The sequence below is a fragment of the Paracoccus sp. TOH genome (assembly GCF_030388245.1).
Lineage (GTDB): Bacteria > Pseudomonadota > Alphaproteobacteria > Rhodobacterales > Rhodobacteraceae > Paracoccus > Paracoccus simplex.
The window spans coordinates 1,327,895-1,352,634 of the sequence record NZ_CP098360.1; the positions used below are offsets into that span (position 1 = coordinate 1,327,895).

The following is a 24,740-nucleotide window of genomic DNA, read 5'->3' on the forward strand; positions in this document are numbered from 1 at the left end:
GGCGAGGCCGCAGCCCCGCCCCGCGGTTCAGTCGCGGCTCAGCCCCAGCAAAGCTCGGCGCCCTTGGCGCTGTCGATGGATTCGACGCCCTCGACCGGCTTGTCGGTGACCAGTTGCACGCCGGTATCGGTAAAGTCCTTGCCCTCGGTCGCGGCGGGCTTGGTGCCGTCCTTGGCGAAGGCGGCGATGGCCTCGATGCCTTTCGACGCCATGTCCAGCGGATATTGCTGCGAGGTGGCGCCGATCACGCCGTCCTTGACGTTCTGCACGCCCGGGCAGCCGCCATCGACCGAGACGATCAGCACGTCCTTTTCGCGTCCGACGGCCTTCAGCGCCTCATAGGCGCCGGCGGCGGCGGGCTCGTTGATCGTGTAGACCAGGTTGATGTCGGGATCCTGGGCCAGCAGCGTCTCCATGGCTTTCAGCCCGCCTTCCTCGTTGCCCGAGGTGACTTCGTGGCCGACGATGCGCGGGTCGGTCTCGTCGCCCCATTTCTGCGGATCGCCCAGCTCGACGCCGAAACCCTGCAGGAAGCCCTGGTCGCGCAGCACGTCCACCGAAGGCTGCGAGATCGCCAGGTCCAGCAGCGCGATCTTGGCCTCGGCCGCCTTGTCGCCCATGGTGGCCTTGGCCCATTGGCCGATCAGCTCGCCGGCCTTGAAATTGTCGGTGGCGAAGGTCGCGTCCGCCGCGTCGATCGGGTCCAGCGGCGTGTCCAGCGCGATGACCAGCAGCCCGGCGTCCCGCGCCGCCTGGACGGAATCGACGATGGCCTTGGTGTCCGAGGCGGTGATCAGGATGCCCTTGGCGCCGTCGGCGATGCAGGCCTCGATGGCCGAGACCTGGCTTTCGTGGTCGCCGTCGATGCGGCCGGCATAGGATTTCAGCTCCAGCCCCAGCTCGGCGGCCTTGACCTCGGCGCCTTCCTTCATCTTCACGAAGAAGGGGTTGGTGTCGGTCTTGGTGATCAGACAGGCGCTGTCGGCCTGCGCCATGCCGGCGATCAGGGTCAGGGCCGTGCCCGCCAGCGCTGCGCGCAGCAGTGTCGTCTTGGTCATGATGTCCTTCCTCCTCTGGGCGGGTCTGACCGCCGCCTCCGCCAAAAGGCTGCCGAAGAAATGGGGGCTTGTCAATAAATCAATTTCGTTGATTTATAGGAGGAGGGAGGACGCAGCCATGCCGAACACCATGCCGGCGGCGGTGACGCCGCAGGGGGTCCGCAGCCAGAACGAGCGCCTGATCCTGTGGCTGATTCGCCGCAACGGGCCGATGCCGCGCGCCGCGCTGGCGCAGGCCACCGGCCTGTCGGCGCAGGCCGTGACCAACATCACCCGCGAGCTGATCGTCGCCGGCCTGCTGGATGCCGGGGGCGAGCGGCGGCGCGGCAAGGTCGGCCAGCCGCTGCTGCCGCTGGCGCTGGCGCCGGACGGGGCGCTGTTCCTGGGCCTCAAGGTCGGGCGGCGGGTGGCCGAACTGGTGCTGGTCGATTTCGCCGGCCGGACCCGGCAGATCCGGGTGCTGCCCCATGCCTATCCGCATCCCGACGCGATCCGGGATTTCGCCGTCGCCGGCACCGCCGCGATCCTGGCCGAGCTGACCGAGACGCAGCGGGCGCGGCTGTCGGGCATGGGCATCGCCAGCCCCTTCTACCTGTGGGACTGGGCCGAGGAGATGGCGCCCTGGCGCGGCCGCGACCTGCGCGCCGAACTGGCGCAGGCGCTGGACCTGCCGGTCTGGCTGGAAAACGACGGCTCCTGCGCCTGCGGGGCCGAGATGATGTTCGGCACCGACGAATTGCCCGAGGATTTCCTGTATTTCTACCTGGCGCATTTCGCCGGCGGCGGCGTGGTGCTGGACGGCAGGCTGCGGCTGGGGCCGTCGCGCAACGCCGGGGCGATGGGCTCATATCCGGTGCCGGGCGGCCGGCAGGTGCTGGACCTGGCCTCGGTCTCGGTGCTGGAGGCAGCGCTGGGATGCGACCTGCCGCTGGACGATGCCGACTGGCGGCTGCCGCCGGCCATCGCCCGGCAATGGCTGGACGAATCGGCGCGGGTGCTGTCCCATGCGGCGCTGGGGGCGGTCGCGGTGCTGGACCTGCCGCTGGTGGTGATCGACGGCGCCATGCCGGCGGCGCTGCGCGAGGCGCTGGTGCAGGCGACGGCCGCCGGGCTGGCGGCGATGCGCCATCACGGCGTCACCTTGCCCGAGGTGCGCGCCGGAACCCTGGGCCGCCGGGCCCGCACGCTGGGGGCGGCGGCGCTGCCGCTCAGCGCCGGTTTCATGCCGGGCGGCAGTTTCACCGCCCCGCGACCGGGACGGAACGGGCAGGAAACCCCGGACGCGTCCGCGCGTTTCCGGGACGACAGGTGAAGAAAGGAAGCCGCGGCCATGGCCGACGATCCATACAAGGCGCTGGGGCTGAACAGGAATGCCAGCCAGGACGAGATCAAGAAGGCCTATCGCCGGATCGCCAAGACCGACCACCCGGACCTGAACCCCGACCCGGCGGCGCATGAGCGCTTCAAGGCGGCGTCCTCGGCCTATGACCTGCTCAAGGAGCCCGAGCAGCGCGCCCGTTTCGACCGGGGCGAGATCGACGCCTCGGGGCAGGAGCGGCCGCAGCGGCATTACTACCGCGAATATGCCGAGCAGGGCGACAATCCCTATCGCCAGAGCCACGGGTTCGAGGATTTCTCGGACGTGTTCTCGGACCTGTTCGGCCAGCGCGCGCAGGCCCGGCGCGGCGGTGGCGGCGGGGCGAGGAGTTTCGACATGCGCGGCCCCGACCAGCGCTTCACGCTGGAGATCGACTTCATGACCGCCGCCCGCGGCGGCTCGACCCGGATCACCATGCCCGACGGCAGCGTGCTGGAGGTCAGGATCCCCGAGGGCGCGCATGACGGCCAGGTCATCCGCCTGCGCGGCAAGGGCGGCCCCGGCATGGGCGAGGGCGAGCCGGGCGATGCGCTGCTGACCCTGATCGTCGCCGAGGACCCCGACTGGAAGCGCGACGGCGACGATGTCGAAACCACGCTGCCGATCACCATCGACCAGGCGGTTCTGGGCGGCAAGGTCGAGGCGCAGACCATCGACGGTCCGGTCATGCTGACCGTTCCGCGTGGCGCCAGTTCCGGCCAGAAGCTGCGGCTGAAGGGGCGCGGCATCAAGGGCGCCGACGGCCGGCGCGGCGATCAGCATGTCGCGCTGAAGATCGTCATGCCGTCCAAGGTCGATGACGAGCTGGCGCATTTCATGGAGCAATGGCGCCAGAGCCACGCCTATGATCCGAGGAGGGGCAAATGACCCAGCGCCATTACACCCTGGCCGAGGCGCTGCAGGCGGTCGGCGAGCTGAGCGCCGAACAGCTCGACCGCTACATCCGCGCCGGCGTGGTGATCCCGGTGCAGTCCGAGCACGGGCCGCTGTTTCGCGAACTGGACCTGGCGCGGCTGAACCTGGTGGTGGACCTGGCCGAGGGCTATCACCTGGACGAGGAAGCGTTGGCCATGGTGCTGTCGCTGGTCGACCAGCTGCACGGGCTGCGTGGCGACATGCGGGCGATGCTGGACGCCGTGGCGCGCGAGCCGGTCGAGACGCGGGTGCGGCTCAAGGCCGCGATCCGCGAGGTGCGGGTGGTGACGCGGGATTGATCGTCACCAAATCGTCACCGGCCTGACAAGGCCCTGTCACGCAAGGCCGCCAAATCCCCGGGGGAGCCAACCCCCGAGGGAACCATGACATTCCGCCTGACCTTCTGTTCGTTGATCGCGCTGGCCGCGGCCTCGCCCGCCCTGGCCGAGCCGGTCTTCAACCGTATCGCCAGCTTCGCCACCCTGGACAACATGGCCGGGGACGAGGACCGGACGCGCGCCACCTCGGCCGAGATCATGACCGCGACGCCCGATGGCAAGCGGCTGATCTATTCCGACAGCCCGCTGGGCGCGATCGGCCTGATCGACATTGCCGACCCGCGCGCGCCGAAGCCGCTGGGCAACATCGCCATGGACGGCGAGCCGACGACCACGGTGGTGCTGGGTGACACCGCCTTTGTGGGCGTGAACACCTCGGAAAGCTATGCCAAGCCCTCGGGCGTGCTGCGCTCGGTCGATCTGGCCGGCGGGCAGGTGGTGGCGAATTGCGACCTGGGCGGCCAGCCCGATTCGGTCGCGCTGTCGCCGAAGGGGGACATGATCGCCGTCGCCATCGAGAACGAGCGCGACGAGGAGGTGAATGACGGCGCCATCCCGCAGCTGCCCGCCGGCTTCGTGCTGCGCCTGCCGGTCAAGGACGGCCAGGTCGATTGCGCCGGAAAGCAGGTCATCGAACTGACCGGCCTGGCCGGCATCGCGCCCGAAGACCCCGAGCCGGAATATGTCGATTTCAACGCCCAGGGCGACCTGGTCGTCACCATGCAGGAAAACAACCACATCGTGGTGATCGGCGCCGATGGCGCCGTTGCGTCGCATTTCAGCGCCGGCAGCGTCGACCTGGACGGCATCGACACCGACAAGGACGGCAAGCTGGACTTTACCGGCAGCCTGAAGGCGGTCCCGCGCGAGCCGGACACCGTCGCCTGGCTGGACAATGACCATTTCGCCACCGCGAACGAGGGCGACTGGCAGGGCGGCTCGCGCGGCTTCACCATCTGGAACCGCGACGGCTCGGTGGTTCACGAATCCGGCCCGGCCTTCGAACATGCGCTGGTCCGCATCGGCCATTATCCCGAGGGGCGTTCCGGCAAGAAGGGCGCCGAACCCGAGGCGGTGAAATATGCCGAATTCGACGGCGCGCGGCTGCTGTTCGTCGGTTCCGAGCGCGGCAGCGCCATCGGCGTCTATGACGTGGCCGACCCGTCCGCGCCGGTGCTGCGGCAGATCCTGCCCTCGGGCATCGGTCCCGAGGGGCTGGTGGCGATCCCCGGCCGCAACCTGTTCGCCAGCGCCAACGAGACCGACCTGGGCGAGGATGGCGGCGCCCGCGCCCATGTGATGATCTATGAGCGGGCCGAGGGCACCCCGGCCTATCCGACCATCGCGTCGCAGGATCTGCTGGGCTGGGGCGCGCTGTCGGGTCTGACGCTCGATCCGGCCGATTCCTCGGTGCTGTTCGCGGTCAGCGACAGCGCCTACAAGAATCAGCCGGCGATCTATCGCATCCAGGCCGGCAGCCCGGCGACGATCACCGACAAGATCGTGATCAGCAAGGACGGAAAACCGGCCGAGACAATCGACCTGGAAGGCATTGCCGCGGACGGCAAGGGCGGGTTCTGGCTGGCCTCGGAAGGCAATCCCGAGAAAGAGATCCCGCACCAGATCCTGCATGTCGACGGCAAGGGTGCCGTGCAGCAACAGGTGGCGCTGCCCGAGGATCTGACCGCCGGCTCGACCCGGTTCGGGCTGGAAGGCATCGCCATGGCCGGCGATGGCACGCTGTGGATGGCGGTGCAGCGCGAATGGAAGGACGATCCCAAGGGCCAGACCAAGCTGCTGTCTTTCGACCCCGCCACCGGCGAGTGGTCCGGCGTCCGCTATCCGCTGGAATCGGGCGAGGGCTGGGTCGGCTTGTCGGAACTGGCGATCCATGACGACCGCCTCTACCTGATCGAGCGCGACAACCTGATCGGCCCGGCGGCGAAGCTGAAGCAGGTGACTTCGGTGGCGCTGCAGGGCCTGAAGCCCGCGCCGCTTGGCGGTGCTCTGCCGCTGGTCGAGAAGCGGGTCGAGCGCGACCTGATCCCCGACCTGCAGCAGTGGAACGGCTATGTGCAGGACAAGGTCGAGGGCATGGCGATCGCGCCGGACGGCACGGTCTGGACCGTGACCGACAATGATGGCGTGGACGATGCCTCGGGCGAGACCTTCCTGTGGTCCTTCACGCTGGGGACGCAGACGGCGGCGAAGTGAAGCGCGCCTTGCGCTCGGGCAGGCTGGCCATGACGGCCAGCCTTTCCGCCTCCGTCATCCCGCCCCAGGCCGCGATCTCGTCCAGAAAGCGCCAGCAGCCGGTGCAGAGCCGGCTTTCCGCGTCGATGCGGCAGATCTTGATGCAGGGGGTCGAGACGGTCATGACCCCAGATGCCGCAGCCGGTCCAGCGCGCCCTGCAGGATATAGCCGGCCGCCACCTGGTCGATGACCTCGGCCCGGCGCTTGCGCGAGGTGTCGCCTTCCAGCAGCGCCCGTTCGGCGGCGACCGTGGACAGCCGCTCGTCCCAGAAGGCGATGGGCAGCGGCGTCAGCCGTTCCAGGTTGCGGGCGAAGGCGCGGGTGGATTGCGCCCGCGGCCCCTCGCTGCCGTCCATGTTGCGCGGCAGGCCCAGAACCAGCCCGACCAGCGCCCGGTCGGTGGCGATCTTCAGCAGCGCCTGCGCGTCCAGGGTGAACTTCTCGCGCCGGATCACCGTCAGGGGCGAGGCGACGCCGCGCAGCCCGTCGCTGACCGCGACGCCGATGGTCTTGGTGCCCAGATCCAGCCCGGCCAGGGCGCCGGTGCGGGGCAGGGCGGCGGCGAAGGTCTCGATGTCGTTGCAGATCATTCCAGCCCCGCCTTTTGCGCCGCCGCCTCGATCGCCGCACGGGCGGTCGGGTCGGCCGAGAAACGCTGCCGCGCCTCGTCCAGGATGTCGGCAGCATGGTCTTTCTGTCCGATCACCACCAGCGAGGAAATCAGCCGCGCCCATTCCTCGGGCGTGCCGCCCTGGGCGGCCAGCCGGGTTTCCAGCCCTTTCACCATGCCCTCGATCATCTGCTGGCGCTGCTCGGGCGTCATGTCCCCGGCTGCGGCCATGGCGTCGGCATCGGGTCCGGGCAACGCCGGCGCGGCGCTTGCCGGTTCGGGCGGGGTATAGTCCGGCCGGCCGGCGAACCAGGCCAGATCGGGGATGGCGGCGCGGATCGGCGCGATCCAGGGCGCGCTTTCCGGCCCCTCGGCCAGCAGCCCGGCCCAGATCGGGAAGGCCCGGTCGGGCCGGCCGTTCTGCAGGTGCAGCAGCCCGGCCATGAACCGCGCCTGCGGATTGTGCGGGTCGCGCTGCAGCGCGCCGGCCACCGCCTGCTCGGCCTCGCTGGTGATGAGGCCGCCGGCGGCTTCGATGGTCAGGCCGGCCAGCCGAGCCAGGTCTTCGGCGCCGGCCGTGTCGCCCTTCAGCGCCACCAGACGGCGCTGCGCCTCCTTGGCGGCGACGACATTGCCCAGCTTTTCCTCGTGCTCGGCCAGCAGCTCCAGGCCGCGCGGATCGTCGGGGTTCTTGGCCACCGCCTCGCGCAGCCGCTCGATCAGCGCGACATAGTCGGCGTCCGGCGCGGGGCGTTGCGGCTTCGGCGCCTTGGCCTCGGCCTCGGCCTGGCTGGGGCGGTCCTCGTAAAGCGCCTGGGACTCGGCGATACGCCGGGCGATGGGCGCGTCCGGGCGTTCGGGCTGGCCGACGCGCTGATAAAGCAGGAAGGCCCCGGCCAGCAGCAGCGCCAGCACCACCAGCGCCGCCCACCCGCCCGGCGCCCGGCGGGCGCCGCCGGCGCGCTCCAGAGCCCGGTCGGCGGCCAGAACCTTGCGGCCGATCTCGATCCGCAACCGCTCGGCATCGGCCTGGTCGATCACGCCGCGTTCCAGATCGCGCCCGACCTCGCGCAGTTGGTCGCGATAGACCCGCAGGTCATAGGCGGCGGCGGGCTCGGCCCCCGCGCCCTGCCGGCGCAGAAGCGGCGCGGCGATGGCGATGGCCACCACCCCCGCCAGTGCGGCGCAGATCATCCAGAACATCGGCTTCCCCTTTTGGCTGCCGTCGGTGATAGCCGGTTTCGGCGCGGTGAAAAAGTCAAAGCCATGCGACAAATGCGCGGCCGGAGGTTCGGGACATCTGCGCCCGCCTCTGACGCAATTCGACGATCACGCCGTCGCAAGCAGGCTTGCTCGAAAACCGCCCCGGCTTCACTCTGCACGGGTCGAGTCGCAAGAGGTTCCGCCATGCCCGCATCTGCAAGTTCCAGCACCGGCCGCTATTCGGTCTTTGCCATCGCCCGAGAGGCGATGCGGCTGCATACCGGCTGGAAACGCGCCTGGACCAGCCCCGCGCCGAAGAAGAAATACCAGGTGGTCATCGTCGGGGCCGGCGGCCACGGCCTTGCCACCGCCTATTACCTGGGCAAGAATTTCGGCATCACCGATGTCGCCATCATCGAGAAGGGCTGGCTGGGCGGCGGCAATACCGGCCGCAACACCACCATCATCCGCAGCAACTATTTGCAGGATCCTTCGGCGGCGATCTATGACAAGGCGCTGAAACTTTACGAGAATCTGTCGCAGGATCTGAATTACAACATCATGTTCAGCCCGCGCGGCCTGCTGATGCTGGCCCAGACCGAGCATGAGGTGCGCGGCTACAAGCGCACCGTCTATGCCAACCAGCTGCAGGGCGTGGCGACCGAATGGGTTAGCCCCAAGCGCATCAAGGACATGCTGCCGATCATCAATATCGACGGGCCGCGTTATCCGGTCCTGGGCGGGCTTTACCAGGAGCGCGGCGGCACCGCCCGCCACGACGCCGTGGCCTGGGGCTATGCCCGCGCCTGCTCGGCCATGGGCATGCACATCATCCAGAACTGCGAGGTCACCGGCATCGAGACCGCCAATGGCCAGGTCAGGGCGGTGAACACCGGCAAGGGCCGGATCGAATGCGACAAGCTGGCGCTGATCGCCGCCGGCCACAGCTCGGTCCTGGCCGAGATGGCCGGTTTCCGCCTGCCCATCGAATCGCTGGCGCTGCAGGCGCTGGTTTCCGAGCCGATCAAGCCGTGCTGCGACATCGTCATCATGGCCAACACCGTGCATGGCTATCTGTCGCAATCCGACAAGGGCGAGATGGTGATCGGCGGCGGCACCGACGGGTTCAACAACTATACCCAGCGCGGCTCGTGGCAGCATGTCGAGGAGACCGTGCGGGCGCTGATCGAGACCTTCCCGATGCTGTCGCGGCTGAAGATGCTGCGGCAATGGGGCGGCATCGTCGACATGACCGGCGACCGCTCGCCGATCCTGTCGACCACGCCGGTCGGCAACATCTTCGTCAATTGCGGCTGGGGCACCGGGGGGTTCAAGGCCATCCCCGGCTCGGGCTGGGCGATGGCGGAACTGCTGGCCAGGGGCCAGCCGGGGGCGCTGGCCAAGGACTTCGGCCTGAACCGGTTCATCGAGGGCCGCTTCATCGACGAGAGCGTCGCCGCGGGGGTGGCGCACTGATGGCGAAAGCGCGCGGGATCCTGCCTGCGCCCGGCCGCCATTGGCCGGTTTCCGCCCATCCTGCGCTGGCGGCGGAAAATTTCGCGCAACCCATGGGAAACTCTTGCTGCACTTGCGAATTTAGGTTGCACGTCACCATGACCAAGGAGTTTTCTTCATGGCCGAACAGAACAAGAGCAACCTCTGGCTCATCGCCGGCGTCATCGTCGTCGTGCTGGTGGTCATTTACTGGTTCATGTCATCGGGCACCGAGCCCGCAGCGACGACCGAACCGACCGACGCACCGGCCGCGGCAACCGAGCCGGCGCCTGTCGATGACGGGGCCGTCTCTGTCGAACCCACTGCTCCCGCCGAGCCCGCAACCCCGGCTCCGGCCGAGCCTGCGACTCCGGCTCCGGCCGAACCCGCGGCGCCTTCCACCAACTAAGGCGACCGCCCAGGCGCCGCAAGGCGCCTTCCCTGCCAAGGACCGGGGGGCCTTCCGCCCCTCGGTTCCCGGTCATGTCCGGCCTGCGACGATGATGCGCCGCGCCGGTCTGTCCGGCGTCCGGCCCGGCCTTGCCGCAGCCAGCCTCGGCAGCCTGCTTTCCTTTTCCGTCCGCAGCCTCCACACCGGCCAACCGTGCCGTGCCATGGATCCTGCCGCCGGCATCCGCCCGATCCCCGCGCCCAAGGCGCCTGCCTTGCCCGTGTCTCATGACCGGGCGCGCGTGTCGGGCCATGCCGACCGATCCCCGTTTCCCGATCTCGCCACGCGCGCCCGGCCGACCGTCCGGGCCAAGGACCGCGTGCGCCATTTGCCGCCGAAGGAGTGACCCGATGCTGATCCTGACCTGTCCCTATTGCGGCGTCGCGGCCGAGGAAACCGAGCTGCAGCCGGGTGGCGAAGCCCATCTGAAGCGCTTCGGCCCCGGTTCGACGGACGAGGAATTCGAGACCTATCTGTTCGCCCGCAAGAACCCCAAGGGCGTGCATTTCGAACGCTGGCGCCATGCCTATGGCTGCGGCAAGTGGTTCCTGGCGGCGCGCGACACCGCCACGCTGCAGGTCTTCGGCACCTATAGCGCCCAGACCCCGCATCCGACGCCCGGGATCGTCGCCGCGATCCGGGCGGCACGCCCCGACTGGCAGCCCGACTGGACCGAGACCGCCGCCGCAAACCCCGGCGAAACGCCCGCTGACACCACCGCCGAAAGCCTGAACGCATGACCGAGACCGGACCCTTCCGCCTGCCGCGCGGCGGCCGCCTGATCGACCGCGCCTATCAACTGCCCTTCCGCTTCGACGGCCGCCAGATGCGCGGCCTGGTGGGCGATACCCTGGCCTCGGCCCTGCTGGCGAACGGCCAGCTGATGATGGGCCGCAGCTTCAAGTATCACCGGCCGCGCGGCCCCATCGCCTCGGGGGCCGAGGAACCGAACGCGCTGCTGGGCCTGGGCCAGGGCGGCCGGTTCGAGCCGAACCAGCGCGCCACCACCACGCCGCTGGTCGGCGGCATGGTCACCACGGCGCAGAACTGCTGGCCCAGCCTGAACGCCGATATCGGCGCGATCAACAACTGGATGTATCGCTTTTTTCCGGCGGGCTTCTATTACAAGACCTTCATGCATCCGCGCCCGTTCTGGAAGCATGTGTTCGAGCCGATCATCCGCCGCTCGGCCGGTCTGGGCAAGGCCCCGACCGAGGCCGATCCGGACAAGTACGAACAGGCCTATGCGCATGTGGATGTGGTCGTGGTCGGCGGCGGCATCGCCGGCCTGACCGCCGCCCGTGACGCGGCCCGCGACGGCAAGTCGGTCTGGCTGGTCGAGCAGACGCCGCATTTCGGCGGCCGCACCCCCACCGACCATGCCGAGGGCCAGGCCCGTCTTGATGCGCTGCTGGCCGAACTGCGCGGCATGGCCAACGTCACCCTGCGCCGCTCGACCCAGGCGACCGGGCTATACGACCACGGCTATCTGCTGGCCCGGGAATCGCTGGCCGATCACGACCCGAACGCCGGCATTCCGCGCCAGCGCCTGTGGCGCATCCGCGCCGGCCATGTCATCGTCGCCACGGGCGCGCTGGAGCGGCCGCTGAGCTTTGCCGGCAACGACGTGCCGGGCGTGATCCTGGCCTCGGCCGTGCGCGATTATATCGACAATTACGGCGTGGCGCCCGGCCGCCGCATCGTCATCGTCACCAATAACGACGACGCCTATCGCACCGCGCTGGCGGCGCTGGATGTGGGGCTGGAGGTGCCGGTGGTGATCGACGCCCGCAGCTCGGCCGGCGGCGCGCTGCCCGCGGCGGTTCGCGCCCGTGGCGTGCGCATCCTGACCGGCAGCGCCATCGCCGGCATCAAGGGCGGCCAGGGCGTCGAAGCGGTCAAGATCTGCGCCCATTCCGGCTCGGGCGAGGTGACCGAGACGGTGGCTGCCGATTGCGTCGCCATGTCCGGCGGCTGGTCGCCGGTCGTGCATCTGTGGAGCCATTGCGGCGGCAAGCTGAATTGGTCGGATGCGCAGTCGATGTTCGCCCCCGACCCGAACCGGCCGCCGACCGGCGCCGACGGCAAGGCGATGGCCAGCTGCGTCGGTGCGGCGGCGGGCGATCTGCTGGTCCCCGAACTGACCGGCGCGGCGGCGGAAGCCGCGACCATGCCGGTCTGGGTCATGCCGGCCCACGCCACCCGCAAGATGAAGTTCAAGATGTGGCTCGACTTCCAGAACGACGTGAAGGTCTCGGATGTCGAACTGGCCGCGCAGGAAGGCTATCACAGCGTCGAGCATACCAAGCGCTATACCACCCTTGGCATGGCGACCGACCAGGGCAAGGTCAGCAACATCAACGGCCTTGCGGTGCTGTCCAATGCGCTGAACCAGCCGATCCCGGCCACCGGCACCACGACCTTCCGCCCGCCCTATACGCCGCTGACGCTGGGCGCCATCGCCGGCGAGGCGCGGGGCGAGGTGTTCCAGCCGCTGCGCAAGACCCCGATGCATGGCTGGCACGAAAGCCGCGGTGCCTTTTTCGAGCCGGTCGGCCATTGGCGCCGCCCCTATTGCTATCCGAAATCCGGCGAAAGCCATGGCGACGCGGTGGCGCGCGAGATCCGCGCGGTGCGGGCCAGCGTCGGCACGCTCGACGCCTCGACGCTGGGCAAGATCATCGTCAAGGGCCCGGATGCGGGCAGGTTCCTCGATATGATGTATACCGGCATGATGTCGACGCTGCCGGTCGGCAAGTGCCGCTATGGCCTGATCTGCAACGAGAACGGCTTCCTGGTGGACGACGGCGTCGCCGCGCGCCTGTCCGAGGACACCTGGCTGGTGCACACCACCACCGGCGGCGCCGACCGCATGCACGGCCATATGGAAGACTGGCTGCAATGCGAATGGTGGGACTGGAAGGTTTATACCGCCAACGTCACCGAGCAATGGGCGCAGGTCGCCGTGGTCGGCCCCAAAGCCCGCGTGCTGCTGGAACGGCTGGGCGGCATGGACCTGTCGGCCGAGGCGCTGCCCTTCATGGGCTGGGCCGAGGGCGAGATCGCCGGCATCCCCGCCCGGGTCTATCGCATCAGCTTCTCGGGCGAGCTGTCCTTCGAGGTGGCGGTGCCCGCGAACCGGGGGCTGGAGCTTTGGGAAAAGCTGCATGAGGCCGGCCGCGACCTGGATGTCACCCCCTACGGCACCGAGGCCATGCACGTCATGCGCGCCGAAAAAGGGTTCATCATGATCGGCGACGAATCCGACGGCACGGTGATCCCGCAGGATCTGGGCCTGACCTGGGCGATCAGCAAGAAGAAGGCCGACTATATCGGCAAGCGGGCCCAGGAACGCAGCCACATGACCGATCCCCGGCGCTGGAAGCTGGTGGGACTGGAAAGCGTCGACGGCCGGGTGCTGCCCGATGGCGTCTATGCGGTGGCCGATGGCGTCAACCCGAACGGCCAGCGCAACACCCAGGGCCGCGTGACCTCGACCTATATGTCGCCGACGCTGTCGAAGCCCATCGCCATGGGCCTGGTGCAGAACGGCCCCGAGCGCATGGGCGAGGTGCTGGAATTCCCGGTCGCGGGTCAGGAAAGCTACAAGGCGCGGATCTGCGATCCGGTCTTCTACGACAAGGAAGGGAGCCGGGCGAATGGCTGAGGCACTGGCAAAGATCTCTCAGGTGCAGGACTGGGGCATGATCCAGATCCGCGCCGACCTGGCGCGCGCGGGCGAGGCCATCGCCGCGGCCGCCGGGGTGGCGCTGCCCGAACGGGGCCGCATCACCACCGATGGCCGCCGGTCGCTGGGCTGGATGTCGCCGGACGAGCTGCTGCTGGTGCTGCCGCGGGCCGAGACGGCCGAGGCGCTGGCGGCGCTGCAGGACGCGCTGTCCACCGAACACGCGCTGGTGCTGGACGTCAGCGACATGCGCGCCGCGTTCCGCATCCAGGGCGCCAGGGCGCTGGACGTGCTGGCGAAGCTTTGCCCGACCGACCTGGCGGCCATGCCCGAGGACGGGCTGCGCCGCACCCGCGCCGCCCAGGTCGCCTGCGGCATCTGGCGCGAGCCGGGCGGCTATGTGCTGATCGGCTTCCGTTCGGTGGCCGACTACCTGCGCGGCATCCTGACCGGCGCCGCGGCGCCGGGCACGCAGCTCGACCCGCGCTAGTTCCGCGCCGCGGGTCCGGACGGGGGCTTGTGGCGGCGGCAGGGCGGCGTATGGATGGGAGGCAAAAGCCATCCGGTTGATTCCATGCGTCCCGCCCTGATCCTGCCCGCCCTTTTTCTTGCCGGCCTGCTGCTGCCGGCCCCGGCCCTGCGGGCGCAGGATCTCGCGCAGGAACCGCCGGTGGTGATGATGTGCCAGATCCTTGACGAAAGCGGCACCGGCTGGGTGCCGGAATTCATCATGCTGACCCGCCAGACCTCCGGCCCGCGCCAAGGCCGGATCGAGGTCTTCGACCCGATCCTGCAGAACCTGCTTGGCCACCCGATCGAGGCAAGGATCACCGCCGACGACCGCCGCAGCCGCAGCTATGGCTGGGCGCTGGCCGGGGTGCGCAACGCCTCGGGCCAGCGGACCGAGCGGCTGGACTACCGGCTGACGGTGCGCAAATCCGACGGCACGGCCTCGGTCACCGCCGTCGCGCAGGGCTATGACAACGTCATGACCGGCAGCGGCGTCTGCGGCTCGCCCGGCGACGGCTAGGGCCGGAACCCGCGCCGCGTTGAAGGCGTTTAGCGGCCGACAGGGCTTTTCCCCGACTGGCTCCTGTGCCAGAACACAATCCGAAACCGTTGGAAAGGAAATCGAAAATGGCCTTCACGCTTCCCGATCTTCCCTATGCTCACGACGCGCTGGCCGCTGGCGGCATGTCCAAGGAGACGCTGGAATACCACCACGACAAGCACCACAAAGCCTATGTCGACAAGCTGAACGAGCTGGTGGCCGGCACCGAGTGGGAAGGCAAGAGCCTCGAGGACATCGTCAAGGGCACCTACCAGTCGGGCGCGGTGGCGCAGAACGGTATCTTCAACAATGCCAGCCAGCACTGGAACCACGCGCAGTTCTGGGAAATGATGGGCCCGAATCCGGGCGCCATCCCGGGTGCGCTGGAAAAGGCCCTGACCGAAGCCTTCGGTTCGGTGGACGAGTTCAAGAAGAAATTCGCCGAGGCCGGCGCCGGGCAGTTCGGCTCGGGCTGGGCCTGGCTGGTCAAGGACAAGGACGGCAGCCTGAAGGTCACCAAGACCGAGAACGGCGTGAACCCGCTTTGCTTCGGCCAGACCGCGCTTCTGGGCTGCGACGTGTGGGAGCACAGCTATTACATCGACTTCCGCAACGCCCGGCCGAAATATCTGGAGAACTTCCTGAGCAATCTGGTGAACTGGGAAAACGTGGCCTCGCGCCTCTGATCCCCGTCGGGACACCGCATCAAGGCCCGCCCGCCCGGCGGGCCTTTTTCGTTGCTTGAGCCCCATCACCGCCGGAAGCGGCCCCCTTGCCCCGGCCGCGAATCGGCCGCATGGCTGGGCGGATGGAAAGGGGCTGCGCATGAGCGAATGGAGCAAGGGTTTCTGGGCGATGATCGGGGTCTGCGTGACCTGGGGCCTGTCGCCGATCTTCTACCGCGCCTTGTCCGAGGTGCCGGTGGTCGAGGTGCTGGCGCATCGGACCCTGTGGTCGCTGCTGCTGTTCCTGGCGGTGCTGGCCGTGCAGGGCCGGCTGCGCGAGCTGCGCGGGGCGCTGACCGGCCCGCATGTCGGGCGCATCGTGCTGGCGGCGCTGACCGTGTCGCTGAACTGGGGGCTGTTCATCTGGGCGGTGCAGGCCGGCCATGTCGTGCAAAGCTCGCTGGGCTATTACATCTTTCCGCTGATGGCTGTGGTCGCCGGCGTGCTGATGTTCGGCGAGGCGCTGAGCCGGGCGCAGGCCATGGCCGTGCTGCTGGCGGGCTTCGCCGTGGCGCTGCTGACCTGGGGCCTGGGCGTGGCGCCCTGGATCAGCCTGGGACTCGCCGTCACCTTCGTGCTTTACGGCGCGATCAAGAAATCGCTGCCATTGGGCCCGGTGCTGTCGGTGGCGGCCGAAGTGGCGCTGCTGACGCCGCTGGCCGCGGGCTGGCTGGTCCTGCAGGCGTTGGGGCTGCTGCCGGCCGGGGTGGCCGAACCGATGCGGTTCGGCGCCGATCTGTCCGTCTCGCTGCTGCTGGCCGCCTCGGGGGTGATCACGGCGGTGCCGCTGATCCTGTTCAGCTATGCCGCGCGCCGGGTCGGCATGGCGACGCTGGGGCTGATGTTCTACCTGAACCCGACGCTGCAGTTCCTTTGCGCGGTGCTGCTGTTCGGCGAGGCGTTCACCCGCTGGCACATGATCGCCTTCGCGATGATCTGGGCGGCGCTGGCGATCTACAGCGCCTCGGCCTTCCGGCAGGCCCGGCGCGTCCCGCCATTGGCAAACGGGTGAAACCGCGTATAGAACAGCGCCAAAGAACTTCCCGGGGGCGACATGGCCAATCAGAACGACAGCTTCATCGACGAGGTCACCGAGGATCTGCGCCGCGACCGGCTGTTCGGATTGTTCCGCCGCTATGGCTGGATCGCCATCCTGGTGATCCTGGGCATCGTCGGCGGCGCCGCCTGGCGCGAATATGCGCGCAACCAGGACGAGGCGAAGGCCCAGAGCTGGGGCGACGCCATCCTGACCGCGCGCGAGGCCGAGGACCGGGTGGCGGCGCTGTCCGCCGTCGATCCGCAGGGCTCTGCCAGCCGCAAGCTGCTGTCCGAGATGCTGGCCGCCGGGGCCGAGGCCGAGGCCGGGCTGACCCAGCAGGCGGCCGAGCGGCTCAAGGCCGCGGCCAAGGGCGTCGAGGGGGATGCGGTGCTGCATGACCTGGCCATGCTCAAGGCGGTGATGGCCGCCGGCCCGGCGATGGACGCGGCCGAGCGCGACCGCGTCCTGGCCGAGCTGTCCAAGCCCGGCGCGCCCTTCGAGCTGCTGGCACTGGAACAGAAGGCCGTGGCGCTGATCGGCGCCGGCCGCAAGGAGGACGCGGTGATGCTGATCGGCCAGATCCAGCAAAAGGACGGGCTGTCCGAACCCTTGCGCCGCCGTCTTTCCGAGATGATGATCACCCTGGGCGCCGAGCCCGACCGCGCCGAGGGCCCCGGCCCGCAGACCATGCCGGCCCCCGGCGCCAACTGAAGCCCGGCACCGCCGGCAAGACAAGAAACTGCGCCCGCGGCCGGGTTTCCGACCTCACGCCCGGCCCGGATAGAGGAGAGAGCGATGACGAGGCTGCCCCTGATCGCCGCTTTGGCCGGGCTGACCGCCCTTTCGGCCTGCCAGCAACGCGAAACCGTCCTGTCGGGCGAACGGCTGGACCCGCGCGCGGTGCTGTCGCCCGACGGCCCCGTGGTCGAGGGCACCGCCGCGCCCACCACCACCGCCCTGTCGCTGCCGGCGGTGCGCGGCAACAGCGACTGGCCGCAGCGCGCCGGCAACGCGGCCCATGTCTCGGGCAACATGGCGATCGGCGCCGGCACCAGCCGCATCTGGGCGACGAGCATCGGCCAGCCTTCGGATCGCCGCCACCGCGTCGCCGCCGCCCCGATCGTCGCGGCGGGCCTGGTCTTTGCCTTGGACAGCCAGTCCACGGTGACCGCCACCAGCACCGGCGGCGGCCGGGTCTGGAGCCGCGACCTGCGGCCCGGCGGCGAATCCGACCGCAGCGTCTCGGGCGGCGGCCTGGCCTTCGAGGGCAACCGCGTCTTTGCCACCACCGGCTATGGCGAGCTGGTGGCGCTGGACGCCCGCACCGGCGGCGTGGTCTGGCGGCAAAAGGTCGATGCGCCGATCAGCGGCGCGCCCACGGTGCAGGACGGTGTCGTCTATGTGCTGGGCCGCGACGCCACCGGCTGGGCGGTGCGCGCCAATGACGGCAAGGTGCTGTGGCGGGCCTTCGGCAATGACGGCATGGCCGGGGTGATGGGCGTCGCGGCGCCGGCCGTCTCGGGCTCGACCGTCGTCTTCCCCTTCGCGACGGGCGAGCTGATGGGCGTGGACGGCGCCAGCGGCAGCCAGATCTGGACCGCCAATGTCGCCGGCCAGCGCCTGGGCCGTGCGGTGGGCTATTTCCGCGACGTGACCGGCGATCCGGTGATCGCGGGCGGCACGGTCTATGCCGGCACCAGCTCGGGCCGGGTCGCCGCCTTCGACCTGGCCACCGGCGCGATGAAATGGGAGGCGCGCGAGGGCGCATCGAGCCCGGTGGTGCCGGCCGGGAACTCGGTCTTCCTGGTGAACGACCAGGCGCAGCTGTTGCGGCTCGACGCCGCCAACGGCGCACGGGTCTGGGCGCAGAAGCTGCCCTATTTCACCAAGCAGATCATCCGCAAGCAGGACAAGGTCTGGAACCATTACGGCCCGGTGCTGGCGGGATCGAAGCTTTACCTCGCCTCGTCGGACGGCTATCTGCGCGTCTTCGATCCCGCCTCGGGCGCGCTGATCGGCACCGCCGAGATCCCGGGCGGCGCCGCCGCGGCGCCGGCCGTCGCGGGCCAGACCCTTTACGTCGTCACCCATGACGGCCAGTTGATCGCATACAGATGAGCTTCACCCTCGCCATTGTCGGGCGTCCCAATGTCGGCAAGTCCACGCTGTTCAACCGTCTTGTCGGCAAGCGCCTGGCCCTGGTCGACGACCAGCCCGGCGTGACCCGCGACCTGCGCGAGGGGGCGGGGCGGCTGGGCGACCTGCGCTTCATCGTCGTCGATTCGGCCGGGCTCGAGATTGCCGAGGACGACAGCCTGCAAGGCCGGATGCGCCGCCTGACCGAGCGCGCGGTCGATGAGGCCGATGTCTGCCTGTTCGTGATCGACGCCCGGGTGGGCGTGACGGCGGCCGACGAATATTTCGCCGATATCCTGCGCAAGCGAGCCAAGCACGTCATCCTGGCCGCCAACAAGGCCGAGGGCCGGGCGGGCGAGGCGGGGGCGATGGAAGCCTATGCGCTTGGCCTGGGCGAGCCCCTGCGCATCTCGGCCGAGCATGGCGAGGGGATGGACGATCTTTATCGCGCCTTGCAGCCGCTGGCCGAAGCCTTCGAGGCGCAGAACGTCCAGCAGGCGCCCGAGACCGACGTTGCCGTCGAGGATGGCGACGAGGAGATCGAGGATTGGCGTCCCTCGGCCGCGAAGCCCCTGCAGATTGCGGTGATCGGCCGGCCGAATGCCGGGAAATCGACGCTGATCAACAAGATCCTGGGCGAGGACCGCCTGCTGACCGGCCCCGAGGCCGGCATCACCCGCGATTCGATCAGCGTCAGCGCCGATTTCATGGGCACGCCGGTCCGCATCTTCGACACCGCCGGGATGCGCAAGAAGGCGCGCGTCACCGACAAGGTGGAAAAACTTTCCGTCGCTGACGGCCTGCGCGCCGTGCGCTTCGCCGAGGTGGTGGTGGTGCTTCTGGACGTGGGTATCCCCTTCGAGCAGCAGGACCTGCGCATCGCCGATTTCGCCGAAACCGAGGGCCGCGCCGTCGTCGTGGCCGCGAACAAATGGGACCTGGAAGAGGACAAGCCCGAGAAGCTCAAGGAACTGCGCGAGGCTTTCGAGCGGCTGTTGCCGCAGCTAAAGGGCGCGCCCTTGGTCACGGTCTCGGCCCGCACCGGCAAGGGGCTGGACCGGCTGCACAACGCCATCCTGAAGGCGCATGAAGTCTGGAACCGCCGCGTCCCCACCGCGCGGCTGAACCAGTGGCTGGGCGCGATGACCGAGGCGCATCCGCCACCCGCGCCGGGCGGCCGCCGCATCCGGCTGCGCTATATCACCCAGGTCAAGACCCGGCCGCCGGCCTTCGTGGTCATGGCGACCCATACCGACAAGCTGCCCGACAGCTATCAGCGCTATCTGGTGAACGGGCTGCGGGCCGATTTCGACATGCCCGGCACGCCGATCCGGCTGACCTTCCGCGATCAGGGCAGCAAGAACCCTTACAAGGACAAGGCCAGCAAGATCAGCCAGTCCGGCGCGCTGTCCAAGCACAAGCACCGGCAGAAGCCGAAGGGCAGCGCCTAGGTCGTCACCCGCACCAGCGCCACGGCGATGATGGCGATGGCGATCACCGTCACCGTGGCGATGGCGGCATCGGTGGTGACGGTGTTGGCGGCAATGCCGATCAGCCCCCAGATCAGCGCCACGCTGAAGCCGATCCGCTTCGGCATCCGCAACTGCACGCTGACCGCCGCGACCGAGCCGATCAGCATGGCGATCACCGCCGCCACCTCTTGCGGGGCGCCCAGCCGGTCGCGCAGCAGCGAGGTGAAGGCGGCGAAGCAGACCAGCAGCCCCCAGCCCGCCACGAAACCCAGCGCGGAACTGCGATGCACCAGCAGCCCCTCGCGCACGCCGCGCAGGGCTGCGGCCAGGAAACAGGCCAGCATCAATGCCGAAAACAGAAAGGCGGTCAGCGGATAGGCCCCCAGCAGCCAGGGCCAGAGCGCGCCGGCCAGCAGGCCCAGGATCAGCGGCCCATGCTCTTGCAGGGTGTCATCGCGGCCGTGCAGTTGCAGCATGTCGCGCGGTAGCGGCGGGCCGACCTCCGGCGGCGCCTCGCTGGCTTCGTCAAGGGGCGACAGCCGGGCCTGCCGCATCCGCTCCGCCTTGGCCAGGCGCCGGGCCGCGTGAAAGCCGAGCGCCGCCCAGGTCAAGCCCAGCAGCGCCATCATCCCGGGATTCTTGGGCTGCAGGAACAGGCCGGGCAGGTCCACCGCCTGACGGCCAGAGGGAAGCCCGTGCAGCAGCGCGGCGGCATCGCCGCCGCCCGGGACGGCCGGGGCAGGGGGCGACGGTGCCAGCGCATAGGCCAGCGAACTGGCCAAGAAGACCAGCACCGCCAGCAGCAGAAGGATCGGGCCCGCGCGAGACATGGTTGGAAACGCCGCCCGCTCGCAGCGGGTTTCGCGCGATTTATCTTTTGTTAAGTCACGCCAGCGTGCCGTCGGCGCCCAGCCGGGTCTTGCCGCGCAGATAGGGGTGCAGCGCCTCGGGCAGCAGGACCGAGCCGTCGGCCTGCTGGCCGTTTTCCAGCACCGCGATCAGCGTGCGCCCCACCGCCAGGCCCGAGCCGTTCAGCGTATGCACGAATTCCGGCTTGCCGCCGCCCTCGGGGCGATAGCGGGCATTCATGCGCCGGGCCTGGAAATCGCCGCAATAGCTGACGCTGGAAATCTCGCGATAACGGTCCTGCCCGGGCAGCCAGACTTCCAGGTCATGGGTGATGCGGGCGCCGAAGCCCATGTCGCCGCCGCACAGCACGATGGTGCGATAGGGCAGGCCCAGCCGCTCCAGCACCGTCTCGGCGCAGCGGGTCATGCGGGCATGTTCCGCGACCCCCGATTCCGCATCGGTGATCGAGACCATCTCGACCTTCTCGAACTGGTGCTGGCGCAGCATTCCGGAAGTGTCGCGGCCGGCGCTGCCGGCTTCCGAACGGAAGCACTGGCTATGCGCCACCATGCGCCGCGGCAGGCTGGCATGATCGACCAGATCGCCGTTCACGGTATTGGTCAGCGTCACCTCGGCGGTCGGGATCAGCCACCAGCCCTCGCGGGTCTGATAGCTGTCCTCGCCGAATTTCGGCAGCTGGCCGGTGCCCTCCATCATCTCCGAAAGCACCAGCACCGGGGTCCAGGTCTCGGCCAGCCCGTGTTCCTCGCTGTGCAGGTCCAGCATGAACTGCGCCAGCGCCCGGTGGATGCGGGCGACGCCGCCCGAAAGCAGCACGAAACGAGCGCCCGACAGCTTCGCCGCGGTTTCGAAATCCATGCCGGGCCTGACGCCCTCGATCTCGAAATGCTCGCGCGGGGCGAAGTCGAATTGGCGCGGCTCGCCCCAGCGGCGGATCTCGACATTGTCGTTCTCGTCCGCGCCCGGCGGCACGCTGTCCAGCGGCAGGTTCGGAATGGTCAGCAGCAGCTCGCGCAGCTTGGCGTCAAGCGCGCCGGCCTCGGCTTGCAGGCGGGCGGTCTCGTCCTTCTTGGCGGTGACCAGGGCGCGCAGGCGCTGGAACTCGGCCTCGTCGCCGCGGCCCTTGGCGGCACCGGCCTCCTTGCTGGCGCGGTTCTGCTCGGCCTGCGCGGTTTCTGCCGCACTGATGCGGGAGCGGCGGTCGGCATCCAGCGACAGGATCTCGGGCGAAACCGGGGCCATGTTGCGCATTGCAAGCGCGGTGTCGAATGCGGCGGGGTTTTCGCGGATGGCGCGGATGTCGTGCATGGCTGACCCGTGTATAGGAAGTCCTTACTGTAAGCCCGGATAACCCAAAGCGGCGCAAGGCGAAAGCCTTGGCCGGCCATCTTAAGCCGCCGCCTGGGCCAGCATGTCGCGCAACACGTCGAAGAACCGCTCGCGCCCCGGATAGCCCTCGAATCGCGCCCGTTCGACCCCGCCCTGCAGCAGGATGAAGGTGGGCGTCAGCCAGGGCCGCCGCGCCAGCGCCAGGCCGTCGGGATAGGGGCCGTCCAGGTCCACCGTCAGCAGCGGTGCGGCGCGGCCTTCGGGGTGGCGGGCATAGACCGGGGCGATCTCGCGGTCCCATTGCGCACAATAGACGCAGCCCTTGCGCCGGACCATCAGCAATTGCAGCGCCGGGGCCGCCATGCCGGGCGCCGCCGCCATCGCCGCCATCCCGGCCAGAATCGCCCGCCGTGTCAGCATCGTCCCGCTCCGTTTCCGGGGCCAGACTTACCGCCCGCGCCGATCCGCCACAACCGTCGGCGTTTACATGACGGGCCTGTACCCATATCCACGGGGATGCGGGGCAGTCGGCGCCCGCGTCGCAAGGATGCTGCCGGGATGGCCATGGACGAACTGACCGAACCCCTGATGCAGGGCAATCGCCGCGCGCTGTCCCGCGCGATCACGCTGATCGAAAGCACCCGCCCCGACCACCGCGCCCGCGCCGTGGCGCTGCTTGCCGAACTGCCCGAGCGGCAGGCGCTGCGCATCGGTCTGTCGGGCACGCCGGGGGTCGGAAAGTCCACCTTCATCGAGGCCTTCGGCAAGCTGCTGACCGGGCAGGGCCTCAAGGTCGCGGTGCTGGCCGTCGATCCCAGCTCGGCGCGGTCGGGCGGCTCGATCCTGGGCGACAAGACCCGGATGGAGACGCTGTCGCGCGATCCCAACGCCTTCATCCGCCCCTCGCCCTCGCGCGCCGAACTGGGCGGCGTCGCGCGCCGCACCCGCGAAACCGTGCGGCTTTGCGAGGCGGCGGGCTTCGACGTGGTGCTGATCGAGACCGTGGGCGTCGGGCAATCCGAGACGCTGGTGGCCGAGATGTCCGACCTGTTCATCCTGCTGCTCGCCCCGGCGGGCGGCGACGAGCTGCAGGGCGTCAAGCGCGGCATCATGGAGATCGCCGATATCGTCCTGGTCAACAAGGCCGATGGCGAGCTGCGCGAGACCGCCATGCGCACCGTCGCCGATTATGCCGGGGCGTTGCGATTGCTGCGCAAGCGCCCCTACGACCCCGAGGGCTTCCCCAAGGCGCTGCCGGTCTCGGCCTATACTGGCGACGGGCTGGACAAGGCCTGGGCCAGCATGACCTGGCTTGCCGACTGGCGGCGCGAGCACGGGCATTTCGCCAGCCGCCGGGCCGAGCAGGCGCGGCACTGGTTCCTGTCGGAACTGCGCGCCGGGCTGCTGGCGCGGCTCGACCGGCCCGAGGTGCGCGCCCGCCTGCGCGAGCTGGGCGATGCCGTGGCGCGGGGCGAGAGCGATCCCGATTCGACGGCGGCGCGGATGCTCGACTGGCTGGGCGCCGCCGAATGCGATTCGCCGATCGCCGGGCGACAGGCGCATGAGCGCCGGGCCTGACCCGCAGGCGGATGCTGGCGCGATGCTGGCTGCGCTGCTGGGGCCGCCGCGCGGGGTGGCCGAGCTTGCGGCCGCTTGGATCGACACGCCGCTGGGCGGCATGATCGCGGTCGCCGACCGGGAGCGGCTGCACCTGCTGGAATTCCAGGAACGCGAGGCGCTTCCGGCCGAGCTGCGCCGCCTTGCCGCCAAAGGCGGCATCGCTTCCGGCCGCACCGCCGTCACCGACCGGACCGAGGCGCAGGTCGCCGGCTATTTTGCCGGCGAACGGTCGGCTTTCGATCTGCCGCTGGCCCTGCATGGTACGGATTTCCAGCGGCAGGTCTGGCAGGAATTGCAGCGCATTCCGCCCGGCACCACCATCCGCTATGCCGAACTGGCGCGACGCATCGGCCGGCCCTCGGCGATCCGTGCCGTGGCGCGGGCCAATGGCGCGAACCAGATCGCGGTGGTGATTCCCTGCCATCGGGTGATCGGCGCGGATGGCGGGCTGACCGGCTATGGCGGCGGGCTGTGGCGCAAGCAGGCGCTGATCCGCCACGAGGCGGTGCGCGTCGCCGCCGTGGACTGCGGCGGCAGGGCGGAAAACCGGGGCAAAAAGGCTTGACGCGCCGCCCGTCTGGCTTTATCCCCCGCAAACGGATTTCCGGGCGCTGCCACGCGGCGCCCTTTCATATTGCGGGCCCACGCCCGTGCAGGATCGAATCGAAGGAACAAGATCATGTCGCGCGTTTGCGAACTGACCGGCAAGGGCCCGATGAGCGGCAACAACGTCTCCCACGCCAACAACAAGACTCGTCGTCGGTTTCTGCCGAACCTGAACGAAGTCTCGCTGCTGTCGGAAAAGCTGGGCCGCAGCTACCAGCTGCGCATCTCGGCCGCGGCGCTGCGCTCGGTCGACCACCGCGGCGGCCTCGACGCCTTCCTGGCGAAAGCCAAGGATGCCGAGCTGTCGGACCGCGCCCTGAAGATCAAGCGCGAGCTGGCGAAAGCCTGATCCGCCGGTTCCGGGAAGGGGCCAGTCGATTCGAGGCCCCCTCTTGAGACCTCGTCGCGGAGGCGATGCGCCCTGCCTTCACCGGCGGGGCTTTTGCATATCCGGACCTGATCCGTCCCAGACCGGCTTGCGGGTGGGGGCGGGACCAGCGCCT

25 protein-coding genes and 1 pseudogene are annotated in these 24,740 nt (G+C 69.4%); 19 read left to right on the forward strand and 7 right to left on the reverse strand.

The window, feature by feature from the left end; translation table 11 throughout:
* Nucleotides 1-38: 38 nt before the first annotated feature.
* Complete coding sequence (locus NBE95_RS06580; RefSeq protein ID WP_289893107.1) at nt 39-1,058, reverse strand: sugar ABC transporter substrate-binding protein; 1,020 nt, start codon at nt 1,056-1,058, stop codon at nt 39-41.
* Between the two features lie 118 nt (nt 1,059-1,176).
* Here NBE95_RS06580 and NBE95_RS06585 point away from each other — a divergent pair, with 118 nt between their 5' ends.
* The 4 genes from NBE95_RS06585 to NBE95_RS06600 all read left to right on the forward strand — a co-directional run bounded on the left by NBE95_RS06585 (nt 1,177) and on the right by NBE95_RS06600 (nt 5,903).
* The gene (locus NBE95_RS06585; RefSeq protein ID WP_289893108.1) at nt 1,177-2,370 is read left to right on the forward strand and encodes an ROK family transcriptional regulator; all 1,194 of its coding nucleotides are present in this window, start codon (nt 1,177-1,179) and stop codon (nt 2,368-2,370) included.
* 18 nt (nt 2,371-2,388) lie between these two features.
* Nucleotides 2,389-3,303 carry a DnaJ C-terminal domain-containing protein gene (locus NBE95_RS06590; RefSeq protein ID WP_289893109.1) on the forward strand — a complete coding sequence of 305 codons (915 nt, stop codon included), beginning with the start codon at nt 2,389-2,391 and terminating at the stop codon, nt 3,301-3,303.
* Nucleotides 3,300-3,650, forward strand: coding sequence for a hypothetical protein (locus tag NBE95_RS06595; RefSeq protein ID WP_289893110.1), 351 nt, complete (start codon nt 3,300-3,302; stop codon nt 3,648-3,650). The genes NBE95_RS06590 and NBE95_RS06595 overlap by 4 nt, the downstream gene beginning before the upstream one ends.
* An 84-nt stretch (nt 3,651-3,734) precedes the next feature.
* Nucleotides 3,735-5,903, forward strand: a complete 2,169-nt coding sequence (locus tag NBE95_RS06600; RefSeq protein ID WP_289893111.1) for an esterase-like activity of phytase family protein — start codon at nt 3,735-3,737, stop codon at nt 5,901-5,903.
* Here the strand turns inward: NBE95_RS06600 and NBE95_RS06605 are convergent.
* Genes NBE95_RS06605 through ccmI form a run of 3 tightly spaced genes read right to left on the reverse strand, consistent with a single transcriptional unit; the run spans nt 5,872 to nt 7,756 of the window.
* Nucleotides 5,872-6,066: a DUF1289 domain-containing protein gene (locus NBE95_RS06605; RefSeq protein ID WP_289893112.1), complete on the reverse strand. Its 195-nt coding sequence runs from the start codon at nt 6,064-6,066 to the stop codon at nt 5,872-5,874. The two genes, NBE95_RS06600 and NBE95_RS06605, sit on opposite strands and share 32 nt — an antisense overlap.
* On the reverse strand, nt 6,063-6,533 hold the full coding sequence (ruvX, locus tag NBE95_RS06610; RefSeq protein WP_289893113.1) for a Holliday junction resolvase RuvX: 471 nt from the start codon (nt 6,531-6,533) through the stop codon (nt 6,063-6,065). Before ruvX ends, NBE95_RS06605 begins: the two co-directional genes overlap by 4 nt.
* Complete coding sequence (gene ccmI, locus NBE95_RS06615; protein WP_289893114.1) at nt 6,530-7,756, reverse strand: c-type cytochrome biogenesis protein CcmI; 1,227 nt, start codon at nt 7,754-7,756, stop codon at nt 6,530-6,532. The genes ruvX and ccmI overlap by 4 nt, the downstream gene beginning before the upstream one ends.
* Before the next feature lie 204 nt (nt 7,757-7,960).
* On the opposite strand from ccmI, the gene NBE95_RS06620 reads away from it, so the two are divergent.
* The 12 genes and pseudogenes from NBE95_RS06620 (at nt 7,961) to der (ending at nt 19,791) form a co-directional block, all read left to right on the forward strand.
* Nucleotides 7,961-9,232 carry a sarcosine oxidase subunit beta family protein gene (locus NBE95_RS06620; RefSeq protein ID WP_289893115.1) on the forward strand — a complete coding sequence of 424 codons (1,272 nt, stop codon included), beginning with the start codon at nt 7,961-7,963 and terminating at the stop codon, nt 9,230-9,232.
* Nucleotides 9,233-9,389: 157 nt separating this feature from the next.
* On the forward strand, nt 9,390-9,659 hold the full coding sequence (locus NBE95_RS06625; protein WP_289893116.1) for a hypothetical protein: 270 nt from the start codon (nt 9,390-9,392) through the stop codon (nt 9,657-9,659).
* A 91-nt stretch (nt 9,660-9,750) separates the two neighbouring features.
* A complete protein-coding gene (locus NBE95_RS06630; protein WP_289893117.1) occupies nt 9,751-10,047 on the forward strand; it encodes a hypothetical protein in 297 nt (98 codons plus the stop codon).
* Nucleotides 10,048-10,051: 4 nt separating this feature from the next.
* Nucleotides 10,052-10,363 (forward strand): annotated as a pseudogene (locus NBE95_RS06635) (sarcosine oxidase subunit delta); the annotation flags it as partial.
* Between the two features lie 74 nt (nt 10,364-10,437).
* A complete protein-coding gene (locus tag NBE95_RS06640; protein ID WP_289893119.1) occupies nt 10,438-13,368 on the forward strand; it encodes a sarcosine oxidase subunit alpha family protein in 2,931 nt (976 codons plus the stop codon).
* On the forward strand, nt 13,361-13,879 hold the full coding sequence (locus NBE95_RS06645) for a sarcosine oxidase subunit gamma family protein (protein WP_289893120.1): 519 nt from the start codon (nt 13,361-13,363) through the stop codon (nt 13,877-13,879). Before NBE95_RS06640 ends, NBE95_RS06645 begins: the two co-directional genes overlap by 8 nt.
* A gap of 84 nt (nt 13,880-13,963) precedes the next feature.
* Nucleotides 13,964-14,419, forward strand: a complete 456-nt coding sequence (locus NBE95_RS06650) for a hypothetical protein (RefSeq protein ID WP_289893121.1) — start codon at nt 13,964-13,966, stop codon at nt 14,417-14,419.
* A gap of 107 nt (nt 14,420-14,526) precedes the next feature.
* A complete protein-coding gene (locus tag NBE95_RS06655; RefSeq protein ID WP_289893122.1) occupies nt 14,527-15,126 on the forward strand; it encodes a superoxide dismutase in 600 nt (199 codons plus the stop codon).
* A gap of 139 nt (nt 15,127-15,265) precedes the next feature.
* The gene (gene rarD, locus NBE95_RS06660; RefSeq protein ID WP_289893123.1) at nt 15,266-16,177 is read left to right on the forward strand and encodes an EamA family transporter RarD; all 912 of its coding nucleotides are present in this window, start codon (nt 15,266-15,268) and stop codon (nt 16,175-16,177) included.
* A 42-nt stretch (nt 16,178-16,219) separates the two neighbouring features.
* Nucleotides 16,220-16,915: a hypothetical protein gene (locus NBE95_RS06665; protein ID WP_289893124.1), complete on the forward strand. Its 696-nt coding sequence runs from the start codon at nt 16,220-16,222 to the stop codon at nt 16,913-16,915.
* An 84-nt stretch (nt 16,916-16,999) separates the two neighbouring features.
* Nucleotides 17,000-18,322 carry a PQQ-binding-like beta-propeller repeat protein gene (locus NBE95_RS06670; protein WP_289893125.1) on the forward strand — a complete coding sequence of 441 codons (1,323 nt, stop codon included), beginning with the start codon at nt 17,000-17,002 and terminating at the stop codon, nt 18,320-18,322.
* Entirely contained in the window at nt 18,319-19,791 is a 1,473-nt protein-coding gene (der, locus tag NBE95_RS06675; RefSeq protein WP_289893126.1) for a ribosome biogenesis GTPase Der, read from the forward strand. The genes NBE95_RS06670 and der overlap by 4 nt, the downstream gene beginning before the upstream one ends.
* Here der and NBE95_RS06680 read toward each other — a convergent pair.
* The 3 genes from NBE95_RS06680 to NBE95_RS06690 all read right to left on the reverse strand — a co-directional run bounded on the left by NBE95_RS06680 (nt 19,788) and on the right by NBE95_RS06690 (nt 22,431).
* Nucleotides 19,788-20,642: a hypothetical protein gene (locus tag NBE95_RS06680; RefSeq protein WP_289893127.1), complete on the reverse strand. Its 855-nt coding sequence runs from the start codon at nt 20,640-20,642 to the stop codon at nt 19,788-19,790. The two genes, der and NBE95_RS06680, sit on opposite strands and share 4 nt — an antisense overlap.
* Before the next feature lie 55 nt (nt 20,643-20,697).
* Nucleotides 20,698-21,990 (reverse strand): serine--tRNA ligase, encoded by a 1,293-nt coding sequence (gene serS / locus NBE95_RS06685; protein ID WP_289893128.1) that lies wholly within the window; start codon nt 21,988-21,990, stop codon nt 20,698-20,700.
* An 81-nt stretch (nt 21,991-22,071) separates the two neighbouring features.
* Nucleotides 22,072-22,431, reverse strand: a complete 360-nt coding sequence (locus tag NBE95_RS06690) for a SoxS protein (protein ID WP_289893129.1) — start codon at nt 22,429-22,431, stop codon at nt 22,072-22,074.
* Between the two features lie 144 nt (nt 22,432-22,575).
* Between NBE95_RS06690 and meaB the strand changes: the two genes are divergently transcribed.
* The 3 genes from meaB (at nt 22,576) to rpmB (ending at nt 24,586) form a co-directional block, all read left to right on the forward strand.
* Nucleotides 22,576-23,589, forward strand: coding sequence for a methylmalonyl Co-A mutase-associated GTPase MeaB (gene meaB, locus NBE95_RS06695; protein ID WP_289894851.1), 1,014 nt, complete (start codon nt 22,576-22,578; stop codon nt 23,587-23,589).
* Nucleotides 23,573-24,196 (forward strand): methylated-DNA--[protein]-cysteine S-methyltransferase, encoded by a 624-nt coding sequence (locus NBE95_RS06700; protein WP_289893130.1) that lies wholly within the window; start codon nt 23,573-23,575, stop codon nt 24,194-24,196. The genes meaB and NBE95_RS06700 overlap by 17 nt, the downstream gene beginning before the upstream one ends.
* Before the next feature lie 114 nt (nt 24,197-24,310).
* Complete coding sequence (gene rpmB, locus NBE95_RS06705) at nt 24,311-24,586, forward strand: 50S ribosomal protein L28 (RefSeq protein ID WP_011748713.1); 276 nt, start codon at nt 24,311-24,313, stop codon at nt 24,584-24,586.
* Nucleotides 24,587-24,740 lie beyond the last annotated feature (154 nt).